This is a genomic window from Rhizobium etli CFN 42 (genome assembly GCF_000092045.1).
In the GTDB taxonomy this organism is placed as follows: domain Bacteria; phylum Pseudomonadota; class Alphaproteobacteria; order Rhizobiales; family Rhizobiaceae; genus Rhizobium; species Rhizobium etli.
The window spans coordinates 895,675-908,269 of record NC_007761.1 but is presented as its reverse complement, the minus strand read 5'-3'; the positions used below and the strand labels follow the sequence as shown (position 1 = coordinate 908,269).

12 protein-coding genes are annotated in these 12,595 nt (G+C 61.9%); 2 read left to right on the top strand and 10 right to left on the bottom strand.

The window, feature by feature from the left end:
- Positions 1-2: 2 nt before the first annotated feature.
- The 10 genes from RHE_RS04360 to RHE_RS04310 all read right to left on the bottom strand — a co-directional run bounded on the left by RHE_RS04360 (position 3) and on the right by RHE_RS04310 (position 10,777).
- A complete protein-coding gene (locus tag RHE_RS04360; RefSeq protein WP_011424214.1) occupies positions 3-626 on the bottom strand; it encodes a F0F1 ATP synthase subunit B in 624 nt (207 codons plus the stop codon).
- A gap of 77 nt (positions 627-703) precedes the next feature.
- Positions 704-931, bottom strand: coding sequence for a F0F1 ATP synthase subunit C (locus tag RHE_RS04355; protein ID WP_003588243.1), 228 nt, complete (start codon positions 929-931; stop codon positions 704-706).
- Positions 932-999: 68 nt separating this feature from the next.
- Entirely contained in the window at positions 1,000-1,752 is a 753-nt protein-coding gene (locus RHE_RS04350; protein WP_011424213.1) for a F0F1 ATP synthase subunit A, read from the bottom strand.
- Positions 1,753-1,814: 62 nt separating this feature from the next.
- Positions 1,815-2,153 (bottom strand): AtpZ/AtpI family protein, encoded by a 339-nt coding sequence (locus RHE_RS04345; RefSeq protein ID WP_011424212.1) that lies wholly within the window; start codon positions 2,151-2,153, stop codon positions 1,815-1,817.
- Between the two features lie 270 nt (positions 2,154-2,423).
- Positions 2,424-3,635 (bottom strand): cell wall hydrolase, encoded by a 1,212-nt coding sequence (locus tag RHE_RS04340; protein ID WP_042117984.1) that lies wholly within the window; start codon positions 3,633-3,635, stop codon positions 2,424-2,426.
- A 264-nt stretch (positions 3,636-3,899) separates the two neighbouring features.
- A complete protein-coding gene (locus RHE_RS04335; protein WP_011424210.1) occupies positions 3,900-5,798 on the bottom strand; it encodes a potassium transporter Kup in 1,899 nt (632 codons plus the stop codon).
- A gap of 18 nt (positions 5,799-5,816) precedes the next feature.
- Positions 5,817-6,794, bottom strand: a complete 978-nt coding sequence (locus RHE_RS04330) for a magnesium transporter CorA family protein (protein WP_041678828.1) — start codon at positions 6,792-6,794, stop codon at positions 5,817-5,819.
- A gap of 448 nt (positions 6,795-7,242) precedes the next feature.
- Positions 7,243-8,412 (bottom strand): Mrp/NBP35 family ATP-binding protein, encoded by a 1,170-nt coding sequence (locus RHE_RS04320; protein ID WP_011424208.1) that lies wholly within the window; start codon positions 8,410-8,412, stop codon positions 7,243-7,245.
- A 614-nt stretch (positions 8,413-9,026) separates the two neighbouring features.
- The gene (locus RHE_RS04315; protein WP_042117980.1) at positions 9,027-9,761 is read right to left on the bottom strand and encodes a LuxR family transcriptional regulator; all 735 of its coding nucleotides are present in this window, start codon (positions 9,759-9,761) and stop codon (positions 9,027-9,029) included.
- A 221-nt stretch (positions 9,762-9,982) separates the two neighbouring features.
- Entirely contained in the window at positions 9,983-10,777 is a 795-nt protein-coding gene (locus RHE_RS04310) for an IclR family transcriptional regulator (protein ID WP_011424205.1), read from the bottom strand.
- Positions 10,778-10,880: 103 nt separating this feature from the next.
- Here RHE_RS04310 and RHE_RS04305 point away from each other — a divergent pair, with 103 nt between their 5' ends.
- Positions 10,881-11,678, top strand: coding sequence for an SDR family NAD(P)-dependent oxidoreductase (locus tag RHE_RS04305; RefSeq protein ID WP_187331716.1), 798 nt, complete (start codon positions 10,881-10,883; stop codon positions 11,676-11,678).
- Positions 11,678-12,595, top strand: coding sequence for a 2-dehydro-3-deoxygalactonokinase (locus tag RHE_RS04300; RefSeq protein ID WP_011424203.1), 918 nt, complete (start codon positions 11,678-11,680; stop codon positions 12,593-12,595). Before RHE_RS04305 ends, RHE_RS04300 begins: the two co-directional genes overlap by 1 nt.

The following is a 12,595-nucleotide window of genomic DNA, read 5'->3' as shown; positions in this document are numbered from 1 at the left end:
GATCAAACCTCCTTCTTGGCGGCCGCGACGGCAGCGGCGACGTCTGCCTGCGCAGCGGTGCTGCCGATCAGTTGTTCGACGACCGCGGCCGCCGTTTCCTCGGCAATGGTGCCGACGTCGGCGAAAGCCTTGGCCTTGATGTCGGCGATCCGGGCTTCGGCAGCCTTGATCTTTTCCGACAGGCTGGCCTCAACGGTGCGGCGATCCTCTTCGGCCTTGACCTTGGCGGCGTCGCGGGCGGCGGAGCCGATCGCGTGGGATTTGGCGCGGGCAGCGGCCAGTTCGCCTTCATAGGTCTGGACGGCCGCGTCGGCTTCCGCCTTCAAGCGGCCTGCTTCTTCCAGGTCCTGGGAGATGCGCTTGTGCCGCTGGTCGAGAATCGCCCCGATGCGCGGCGCGATGACCTTTTGCATAAGGAGGTAGAAGACGCCAAACGTAATCACCAGCCAGAGCAGTTGGGACGCGTAGGTCGTCGAATCGAAAGGCGGGAACGGGCCGCGGGCGTGTTCGCCTTCGGCAACGCCGGTCTCCGTATGGACCTCGCCTGCGGCCGGAGCGGCATGCGCATCCGTGCCGGTCGCTGCCGCCGGTGCTTCTTCAGCGTAAGCCGGGGTCACAAAAAACATGCTCACCTCCAGGTGGACTGCAAATGCAAAGGATCACGGCTTGCGGTCGCAGGCCGTGATCCATCTATCCGCCGATATCAGACAGCGAAGAGGAGGAGGAGAGCGACGAGCAGCGAGAAGATGCCCAGAGCTTCCGTAACGGCGAAGCCGAATACCAGACGGCCGAACTGGCTGTCAGCGGCAGACGGATTGCGCAGAGCGCCGGAGAGGTAGCTGCCGAAGATATTGCCGAGGCCGAGAGCCGTACCGGCCATACCAAAGCAAGCCAGGCCTGCACCGATGAACTTTGCTGCTTCCGCTTCCATGTTGAACTCCTTTGAAATGGTTGTTGCGGCGAATGACTGACGCCCTGGAGACGTCGTTGTCGTTATCCTTAGTGCCCGCCCGGATGGATCGCGTCATTGAGGTACATGCAAGTCAGCACCGCAAAGACGTAAGCCTGGAGGAAGGCGACGAGGAACTCGAGACCGGTCAGGGCGACGGTCATGATGAGGGGAAGAACGGCTCCGCCGACACCGACGGCACCGAGGGCTCCAAGCGAGGCGACGAAGCCTGCGAACACCTTCAGCGTGATGTGACCGGCGAGCATGTTGGCGAAAAGACGAACGGAGAGCGAAATCGGACGGGACAGGAAGGAAATGATTTCGATCGCAACGACCAGAGGCAGCAATATGCCCGGCACGCCCGAGGGCACGAAAACATTCAGGAAGTGGAAACCGTGCTTATAGAAGCCATAGATCAGAACCGTGCTGATGACGAGGATCGCCAGCGCGAAAGTGACGATAATCTGGCTGGTGATCGTGAAAAAATAGGGGAACATGCCGAGCAGGTTCGCCGTCAGCACGAACATGAAGAGCGAGAAGACCAGCGGGAAGAACTTCAGCCCCTGCTTGCCCGCGCCTTCCTTCAGCATGTTGGCGATGAATTCATAGGACATTTCCGCGACCGACTGCGAGCGGCCGGGCACGATGGCGCGGTTCGAGGTCGAGAAATAAAGGAAGCCTGCGGCAACGGCAGCCGAAGCGGCCATGAAGAGCGATGCGTTGGTGAACGAAAAATCAATTCCGCCGATTTCGATCGGCACAATCTTCTGGATCAGGAACTGATGAGTCGGATCGTTAGACACCGCTTGTTCTCTCTCTTTGGCCCGCAGGACGCGGGGTCATTGCACTGGACCGGGACCGGCCCTTATTTTTTGTCATCCTTGTCGTCCAGCGGATGGGCAACCACCCCCGCGGAACGCAGCACGTTCAGAACGCCGGCACAGAATCCGAGAAGCAGAAGAACAATCAACCCCCAAGGCGCCGTGCCAACAGAATAGTCCAGGAACCAGCCAAGGAAAGCACCGACGAGGATTGCGGCAATGAACTCGCTGGAAAGCTTCATCGCCTGGGCATAACCTCTGCGGCTTACCTCGGCTTGGGCCTCGCTTGCATGTTCCACTCCCGCCTCAGCGCGCTTGGTCGCGAGTTCCGCTTCCAGCTGCGCACGGCGCTTCTCAAGACTTTCCTCGCGGTCGTCCGCCATGGGTCTCTCCTCGCCTGCCCGTCGCCCGCACTCCCGATACCCCGGTTATTCGGACCCCGGACGCGAAGGTTGAGACCCTTCCGGCCCGTTCTGAAGTCGCGCGCAACATAGTTTTAGGGATTGGTATAGTCAAGGCGTAGACAGCTTCTGTCCAGCCAGAAAATAAATTCGTGAAATCAATGAGATAAGTCGATTTCCAGCCGAGCGGGCAAATTCGACGGAAAGAATCCGCTTTTAGGGGCGGAAAATAGGCCCGGCCAGCGCTTTCTCTCAGCTCCAGCCGCCGCCATAGGTGCGGTAGAAGACGTGGAGACCGATGCGCCCGACCTTTTCCATGGTCTTTGCCCATTTCGGGCGGACATAAACGGCATGGTAGTGCGTTGCCGACCCCACCTGCGGCAGCCAGATCTTGCCTGATGTCACCGCCATGGCCACGTCACGGGCCACCCGCCAGTGATATTGCGAATTCACCCGGTCCTTGATGCTGTCACAGGCGAAGGAAAACTGGCAGCGGTTGCGCCAATCCTCGTTCTGGTAGACGACGCCGCAGATGCTCTTGGGATAGGCGGGGTTGCGAACGCGGTTGAGGATGACCTGGGCGACGGCCGCCTGGCCCTTCACCGATTCCCCACGCGCCTCGAAATAGATGCCAGAGGCAAGGCATTGCTGCTCGCGGGCGGAAAAGACGCTCGGCGGCAGCACGCTTGCAGCCCAGGCGTGGTCGCCCGGACCGATCTGGGGCACGAAGCGGCCGCTGTCCGGTTCGGTCAGGATCGAATCGAAGGGGGACTGGCGGGCATAATCCGGTGCTGCCGGCGCATAGGCGGTGGCAAGCACGTCGGCCTTGTTGCTGGTGACGAGGGTTGCGAGGATCGCCGGCACGCCGACCTCCGGCATCACCGGCTGTTTCTTATAAAAAGAGGTGGCGATCTCGATTTCCCTGCCCTGGATCTTCGGCTTGACGAAAGCCGACCGGTCCTTGAGATCGAAATTCGGGGTGAAGAGCATTTTGGTGCGCTCGAGAATCGATCCGGCGGAAAAATCCTTCGGCGGCTTCATCTTCTCGACCGCGACGACGCGGCCTTTCTTCGTGCCGCGAATGACACGGTCCTCGTCCGGCGTGTCCTCGTGCCCCTTTTCCTTGGCCGTAAAAGCCACCTTGCGGCCGTCGGGCAGCACCATGCCAGCGCCTGAGGCGATCGAGCCGGTCGCTGCCGGATCGGCGAAGGCGAGCTCGGCCTGATGGATGGAGCCGGCCGGCGAATTGGTCAGCACCATGCGCCAGCTCTCCCCCTCACGGTCGAGACCAGCAAGCATGGTGGCGAGATCGGCGTGGGAGGCAACGCTCGGGAAGATCAGCCAGCCGGCAAGCCCGAAGATGGCGGGCGACACCCAGTTCTCGGGGAGAAGACGCAGCTTGCTACGGGAAGGGCTCTTTCGACGCAACACGAACTCCGGGCATGGAACGCGGGAACATGCCATCGAAAATCTCTCATTAACCTTGACGTCCGGTTAACGAGGTGTGCCGGAATGTGGCTGTGGCGATTTGTATGTTCTAATGTAGCTGGTTTGACGGGACGCATCCCTTACAAAGTCCCCTCCCCAACTCCTCCCCACAAGGGGGAGGGGCTTGGAGAGGCACCGTCGCACTTACGCCCGAAACGCCGAGATATTTACGAAACGGTGCGGCAGGTTAAGCCCCTCCCCCTTGTGAGGAGGGGTTTGGGGCGGGGTCTTTATCCCCCCTCAAATGATCACATGCGATCCCAGTTCCACCACGCGGTTTGCCGGCAGGCGGAAGTAGTCCGAGGGGTTGGCGGCGGCGTTGGCCAGCGCAATGTAGAGCCGGTCCTGCCAGTAGGGCATGCCCGACTTGGCATCCGGCACCAGCTTGCGGCGGCCGAGATAGAAGGAGGTCGACATGATGTCGAACTTCAGTCCGGTCTTGCGCAGCGTTGCCAGCGCCTGCGAGACGTTCTGCGATTCCATGAAGCCGAAGAGCAGCTCGACGCGCGAGAAGCGTTCGGAAATCGGCTCGACCTTGTAGCGGTCGTGGCTCGGCACTCGCGGCTTGTTGACCGTGCGGATCGTCAGGATGACGTTGCGATCGTGAAGCACGTGGTTGTGCTTGAGATTGTGCAGCAGGGCGGCGGGGGCCGATTCCGGATCGCTGGTCAGGAAGATCGCCGTGCCCGGAACCTGCGCCGGCGAATGCTCGCTCTTGCGCTCAATGGAACTGACGAAGGAGGCGAGCGGAATATCGGTGTGCCGGGTCTTCTCCATCAGGATCGCGGTGCCGCGGCGCCAGGTCCACATGACGACGGTAAAGGCGGTGGCGATCAGGATCGGGATATAGCCGCCATCGTGGATCTTCAGAAGGTTGGCGCCGAGGAAGATCATTTCGAGGACGACGAGCGGCGCGAGCGCGATGACCGCGACCGGCAGCGACCAGTTCCAGCGGGCGCGGACGAATTCGAAAGCCATGATCGAGGTGACGACCATGGCGCCGGTGACGGAGATGCCGTAGGCGGTCGCCAAGGCGTCCGAAGTCTTGAAGCTCAGCACCAGGAAGATGACGCCGAAAAACAACACGGCGTTGACCGACGGCAAGAAGATCTGCCCCGTGTTGGTTTCCGAGGTGAAGAGGATTTCCATGCGCGGCAGGAAGCCGAGGTTGATGCCCTGGCGCACCAGCGAAAAGGCGCCCGTTATGACGGCCTGGCTGGCGATGATCGTCGCCGCGGTCGCCAGGATGACGACCGGCAGCAGCGCCCATTGCGGATACATCAGATAGAAGGGATCGGACATCGTCTCCGGCTTGCCGAGCACGAGTGCGCCCTGCCCGAGATAGTTCAGCGTCAGCGCCGGGAAGACCAGCAGGAACCAAGCCCACTGAATCGGGCGGCGGCCGAAATGGCCGAGATCGGCATAAAGCGCCTCGGCTCCCGTCACCGTCAGGAAGACCGCGCCGAGAACGACGACACCGTAAAAACCCTCATGCAGCAGGAAACTGACGGCATAATAGGGATTGAAGGCGGCGAGGATGCCGAAATCGTCCGAGATATGGGAGATGCCGGCGGCGGCCATGACGAGGAACCAGACGGCAGTGATCGGTCCGAAGAACTTGGCGACGGCGCCGGTGCCGCGCGATTGCACGACGAAGAGCAGCGCCAGGATCACCACCGAGATCGGCACGATATATTCCGCCAGGCTGGGCGTGACGAGCTTCAGACCCTCGACGGCCGACAGCACCGAAAGCGCTGGCGTGATCATCGCATCGCCGAGGAACAGGGCAGCGCCCATCAGTCCGAGCAGCATCAGCAGTGCGGTATGGCCGTTGGCGGTCTTCATCAGAAGGGCGAGCAGCGACAGCGTGCCGCCCTCCCCGTCATTGTCAGCGCGCAACAGGAAGAGAACGTATTTGATGGTGACGATGATGGTCAGTGCCCAGATCATCAGCGAAATCAGACTGATAACCTCGAAACGGGTGACGCCGTCATGGGCGACGGGCTTCAGCGCCTCGCGAAAAGCGTAGAGCGGGCTCGTGCCGATATCGCCGTAGACGACACCCACGGAACCGAGCGCGAGATAGAACAGCTTGCGCGGCGTCATGTGGCGTTCGTGCGGATGGCTCTCGTCGGACATCAAATTTCAACAAGCTCCTCAGAGCCAGCCTTTCCAGCGAAAAAAGAAAAAGGGGATGACGGCTGATATTACCATCAAAGCCAGCGAATAGGGATAACCCGCCGTCCAGGCCAGTTCCGGCATGACCTGAAAATTCATACCATAGACGGAGGCGACCAATGTCGGCGGCAGGAACACGACCGAGGCGATCGAGAAAATCTTGATGATCGAGTTCTGCTCGATGTTGATCAGACCGAGCGAGGCGTCGAGCAGGAAGGTGATGTTGGCGGCGATGAAGGACGCGTGTTCCGACAGCGACTGGATATCGCGCGAGACGGTGCGGCAGAGCTCCTTCGCCTCGCGGTCCTGCTGGATCGCCGGGATCGTGTGAAAGAAGGTCAGCAGCCGGGACAGCGAACCGAGACTGTCGCGCAGCTTGCTGATCATGCGGTGATGACCGGCAATATCGCGCAGCTTTTCCTCAAGGTAGTTCGACGGCTTGCGCACCTTTTTCGCCCGGTCGCCGAAGACATGCGTCGACAGGATGTCGATGCGCGAAACGGAGATTTCGAGGATTTCCGCGGTCCGGTCGACGATCGTCTCGAGCAGCTTGGCGAGAAGGGCCGCGCCGCTGCGCCAGTTTTCCGGCAGCCGGTGAAGGGCGGCGATGAACAGCGCGAAGGATTTCGGGTGGGCATAACGGATGGTGACCAGACGGTGTCCGGCCAGGATGAAAGCGACATCGGTCAGGGTCGGCGCGTCGGTATCGGCTTTCCAGACGAGCGAGGCGGTCATGAAGACGGCGTCGTTTTCGACATAGAGGCGGGCGGAAGGCTCGATATCCTTGAGGTCGTCGCGGGTCGGAACCTCGATGCCGAGAACCTTCTCGACATAAAGCTCCTCTTCGCGGGTCGGCTCGACCATGTCGATCCAGACTACATCCTGGGGAAAGGATGCCGGCTGCGCGAGATCGCGGATCTCGACCGACTTACAACTGGAACTGTAAGCGGTGATCACCGGCAGCATCTCCGATGCTCACGACACTTCGTGGTCATCGCCATCATCGAAAGCCTTTCCATGCGGCCGCCATTCGCGGCAATGCGAGGGCGGCTCGTCCCATGTCCAAACGGAAGCGGTTCAAGAAAGTTCATAAAACTCCGGCTGCATCCGGCCTCGAAAGCCAGCATGCCCATTGTGCTCCACCGCATCGCAGTACCCATCCTTCGACCTTGCAGGCGGGCCGGACCCTCGAAACGAAGACGGCCGTTATTGAGCATCTGCAGCAATGCCATCATGGCGCCGCGGCATATGAAGCAAAGCCGTGAAATAATCAAGACATCTTCCGTGAAGCGCGGCTTTTCACCACATTTCCCGCACAATTCGGGGTGATCGCAACGGTGATTCGGCGGCTCAGCGCTTTGCCGTCATACGCGCCCTGGCCCGGAAGTCCTGCCCATAACGGACGTCATTCAAAAACGATCGCCGGCGCCGGGCGCTGGGACTGGCCGGCGAGCTGCTCCCAGACCTTGGCGGCGATGCCGCGATAGATGCCAGCGACGACGCCGTTCGGATCGGAGGCGACGAGCGGCGTGCCGGCGTCGGACGTTTCGCGGATGTTCATCGTCAGCGGCACTTCGCCGAGGAAAGGCACGCCAATGCGCTCCGCCTCCTTGCGGGCGCCGCCGTGGCCGAAGATGTCGTAGCGGGTGCCGGTGTCGGGCGCGATGAAATAGCTCATGTTTTCGACGATGCCGAGCACCGGCACCTCGACCTTGCGGAACATGTTGAGGCCCTTGCGGGCATCGATCAGGGCGAGATCCTGCGGCGTGGAAACGATGACGGCGCCGGCAAGCGGCACCTGCTGGGCCATCGTCAATTGCGCATCGCCGGTGCCGGGTGGCATGTCGACGACGAGGACGTCGAGCTCGCCCCATGCGACTTCGCGCAGCATCTGCATCAAAGCAGACTGAACCATCGGCCCGCGCCAGATCATCGCCGTCTCCTCGTCAACGAGGAAACCCATCGACATGACCTTAAGGCCGTAATTCTCCATCGGATTGATGATGCGGCCATCGATCTGCGTCGGACGGCCGGCGATCTTCAAGAGCCGCGGCATCGAGGGGCCGTAAATATCAGCATCGAGAATGCCGACCCTGAGACCATTAGCGAGCAGGCCGAGCGCCAGGTTGACGGCGGTGGTGGACTTGCCGACCCCGCCCTTGCCGGAGGCGACGGCAATGATGGCGCCGATACCGGGGACACCGATCTTGCCGGCGCGGGGCGGCTGTTGCTGCGGCGCATGCGCGTGATGCCCATGATCATGACCGGCGTGACCGTGGGGCGGATTCGAGGCCGGGCGGGCAGCGGGCGCGGCGGCGGCGGCCTTCTTGTCCGCCGTCAGTGTCACGAGCGCACCCTTGACACCCGGCATCTCCTTGATGACGCGCTCGGCGGCGAGCCGCATCGGCTCCAGCTCCTTGGCGCGCTCGGCCGGAACGGTGATGGAGAAATAGACCTTGCCATCGGAGATGAAGACATCGGAGACCATGCCGAGCGCGACGATGTCGTGTTCGAGATCCGGTCCGCGCACGGTCTTCAGCGTTTCAAGAACCTGTTCCTTCGTCACGTCGGTCATTCCACCCTCATTGCTTCTTCTCGCAGACTTCGGCGCCGCGCGTCTTTCAAGACGCACACATGATTTTTAGCCTTGGCCGATTCCGACCAAGGCATGAAATCATGCGGTAGAGATAGTGGAGCCGCACGCCTTCGCCAAACAAAATCATCGGGAGGAAAATCAATCTGCCGGCCTCGAAAAACCCGGCGGGAATTCAGCGAATCCGTTGCGGCCATCAAGTCCGCCGGGCATTTCGCCCTGATGGCCGCAACGGTCTCTCTCCCCGAGAACCGGCGCAATGCGGGGCGAACTAGCGCAAGCCGAAAAAAAGGCCAGGGAAAAGTGACCGGGAAGAGGAATTCGTAAACAGCTGCGAAAGAAGCGGTGCCAAAAGGCAACAACCGCCACCGACGCCGAAGACCGGGAGAGAAGCGGCTTCGGCGTCGGGCAGCGGTGTGTCGGCCGCGCCATTTCCTGGCGCTGGTCATCAAAGTCCCCTCTGGACCTCTGGCAAAGGGGATGCAGAAAGCGTGCCAGATGAAAAAATCGGGAAAAGCGCGCAGAGGCGCCGGGGAACATCCAGGGCCTGCCTAAGCACTGAGCGGCCGGCCACAGAGCGCCGCAATTTTTGCGACTTATTTGATCAGGCCGATCCGCAGCGCCTTGGCGACCGCCTGAGTGCGATTGACCGTATCGAGCTTCTTGGTGGCGCGGTTGAGGTAATGATTGACCGTATGCTCGGACAGCGCCAGGATTTCCGCGATCTCGGCGCTGGTCTTGCCGGCGGCCGTCCAATTGAGGCAGTCGATCTCGCGGTCGGTCAGCGAGTCGGTCATGCGCGTATCGAGGTTTCTGATTTCGGCAAGCCTGTCGAAGACATGGATGGCGATATAGCAGAGCTCGCGCATCTCGGCGGCGCTGAACGGTTCGCGGTCGCCGGCGAAGGAGACGGCGCCGCGCAGGCCGGAGGCCTCATGTGTTGGGAAATAGGCCCCGCGCATCATCCTGAAACGCTCGAACAACCCCGTGACCAGAACGGACTTGCCGTCGTCGCGCGACCAGGTCTCGCGCGTCATGTCGTAAAAGAAAGGCCGCGTCGATGTTCTCAGCCGTCTCAGAACCGGGCTGTTCACCATCAGCGCTTCCTGGTCGTAGAGCGCCAGAAGCTCGGCCGGCCAACTGGTGATGACGGTGCTGCCCTGAAGGTCGAGAGAGGTGGTCGGCGGCAGGTTGAGAACCATGAAGGCGCGGCTGCGATAGGCTTCCGTGACGCGTTTCAAGAAACGGAAAATATCGAACTGCGTCTTCAGGCCGGCGATTTCGTTGATGTAATCGTCTTCTTCCGTGGATGTTTGCGACAAGGGTACCATCACAGTTTTCATCTTCGGCGCCGCGGCCGGTTCGGTTGCATCGAGGCGTGACGAGCGTGAATTGCATGACGTGAACCGGTCTCAGTAGACAGCCGTCGGCCGATGCCTGGTTGATTTCGCGGGCCATTCCACTTCGCGTGATTCGCCCGTAAATCTCAATATCGCGCTTATCATAAGCATGCTTAGCGAGCAGGTCCAAGCAAAGGGCGTAACGATGACCGTCAGCGGCGCGGGCCGAGGCGGACGCGCATGCCCTCCATAATCCTTGCAGCCGCCAGCTGCACTGGAACGGCCCACTGACGCAGAAGTTCCATCGACAGCCGATAGGCCGGGCCGGTGACCGAAATGCCGCCGATGAAGGTTCGATCCTCCGACCAGACGGGTGCGGCGACGCAGCGGATGCCCGCCTCGTGCTCCTCGCGGTCGAAAGCATAGCCCTGTTCGGCAATCTCGCGGATTTCGGCGGCAAGCGTCTCGGCCGAAGCATGTGTCGAGGCGGTAAAGCTGGTGAAGCTCAGGCCGGCGAGGAGATCGACAAGAGTTTCCGGCGGAAGCAGCGAAAGAGCGGCCTTGCCGACGCCGGTGCAGTAGCAGGGCGAAGCGTTGCCGATCTGCGAATACATGCGCACCGGCTGACGGCCTTCAACCTTGTCGAGATAAATGATCGACTGTCCCCGGAGAACGCCGAGATGCACCGTCTCGCCGGTCGCCTGCTGGAGCTCGCTCAGGTGCGGTTCGGCAACCTGGCGGAATTCGTTGCGCGCCCAGCTGCGTGCGGCAAAATCGAGCAGGCGCAGGCCCGGCGCATAACGGCCGTCGCCATCGAGCTCGAGCAGCCCCTCCTCCACCAGGTGGCTGAGCTGGCGATGCAGCGTGCCGCGCGGCTGGCCGGCGCGCGCCAGGATATCGGTGAAGCGCAATGGCGTATCCGCATGAGTGACGAGATCGAGGAGAACCATTAATTTGCCGAGAGTGCCGGTCTCGCGTGTCTGGGCCATGCCGTCGCTTGAAGTCATTGTCTATGTGCCATTAAATCGGTCCTCACTTGCAAGCGTGCGCCCTTGACAGAAGGGCCAGCATAGCCTGATAATTCCACATAGTCAAATTAAGTTCCAAATAATGGAACAGCTGGCGTCGGAGGAGACGGTGAGCGCAGTGGCAGCACAATTTCCCGAGTTCAAGGATCGCGCCGTGCTCGTGACCGGCGGCGGATCCGGCATCGGCGCGGCGATCGTCGAAGGTTTCGCACGCCAGGGCGCCAAGGTCTCCTTCATCGACATTGCCGAGACGGCCGGCAGGGAACTCGCCGAAAGACTGTCGCGGGAAACGGCGCATCCGGTGCTCTTCTACCATGCCGATCTGCGCGACATCGAGGCGATCCGGCGTACGGTCGATGCCGTCGTTGCGACGTCCGGGCCGATCCGCGTGCTTGTCAACAATGCCGCCTGGGATGACCGCCACGAATTCGACGCGGTGACCGAGGCCTATTGGGACAACAATCAGGCGGTCAATTTGCGGCACGTGTTCTTCACCTCGCAGGCGGCGGCGCCGTCTATGCGGTCGGCCGGCGGCGGCGCGATCGTCAATATGTCGTCGATCGCCTTCAAGCTGAACATGGGCGGATTTCCCGCCTATGCGGCAGCGAAGGCGGCGATCGTCGGACTGACGAAGAGCATGGCCGGCAGGCTCGGGCCGGAGAATATCCGGGTCAACTGCATCCTGCCGGGCATGGTCGTCACCGAACGGCAGAGGCAGCTGTGGCTCACCGAGGAAAGCATCGCACGCTCTGTCGAGCAGCAATGCCTGAAAGTAGCGCTCAAGGCCGATGCGATCGTCGGTCCCTGCCTGTTTCTTGCATCCGACTGCGCGGCGGCGATGACCGCCCAGTCCCTGATCGTCGATGGAGGCATTCTGTAATGGCTAATCCCGCTTATGTCGCGGTGGACTGGGGCACCAGCAGTTTCCGGCTCTGGCTGATCGACCGGGACGGCAGCATCCTTGCCGAACGCCGCAGCGGCGAAGGCATGACGAGCGCGGCAAAGATCGGCTTTTCCACCGTGCTGTCGGGCCATCTCACCGCCGTCGAAGCGCCGGAAGGCCTGCCTGTGATCGTCTGCGGCATGGCCGGCGCAAGGCAGGGCTGGGTCGAAGCCGGCTATATCGACGTGCCCGCGCCGCTCGCCTCGATCCTCACCGCGGCGGTCCGCGTGCCGGGGGAAAGCCGTGACATCCGTATCCTGCCGGGCCTTGCCCAGCGGGACGTGGCGAGGCCCGATGTCATGCGCGGCGAGGAAACCCAGCTTCTCGGCGCGCTCGGCCGCGCGAATTCCGCGGCGCAGGCGGTCTGCATGCCCGGTACGCATTCGAAATGGGTGCATGTCGGGGACGGCAAGGTCACCGGCTTTTCGACCTTCATGACCGGCGAACTTTTCGACGCGATCAGCAAAAACACGATCCTGTCGCATGCCGTGTCAGGTGCCGAACAACAGCCGGCGGATGCGGCTGCCTTCGAGGCGGCCGTATCGGCGGCCTTTGCGCATCCCGCACTTGCCTCCAATCTGCTGTTTACCGCCCGTTCGGGCCTGTTGCTGCACGGGATCTCCGCCGCGGCCGCGCAGGCGCGGCTTTCCGGCACGCTGATCGGCCTCGAAATTGCCGGCGCGCTGCAGGATGCCGCCAACGGCACTGGCATCACCCTCGTCGCCTCCGGACGCCTGCAGGCGCTCTACGAACAGGCCTTCAACACCCTCTCCCTTGCCTTTACCGCCATCGACGCCGATGCGGCCGTGCGCGGCGGGCTATCGGCAGCCGCCGAAGCCATTTGGCCGAATTGA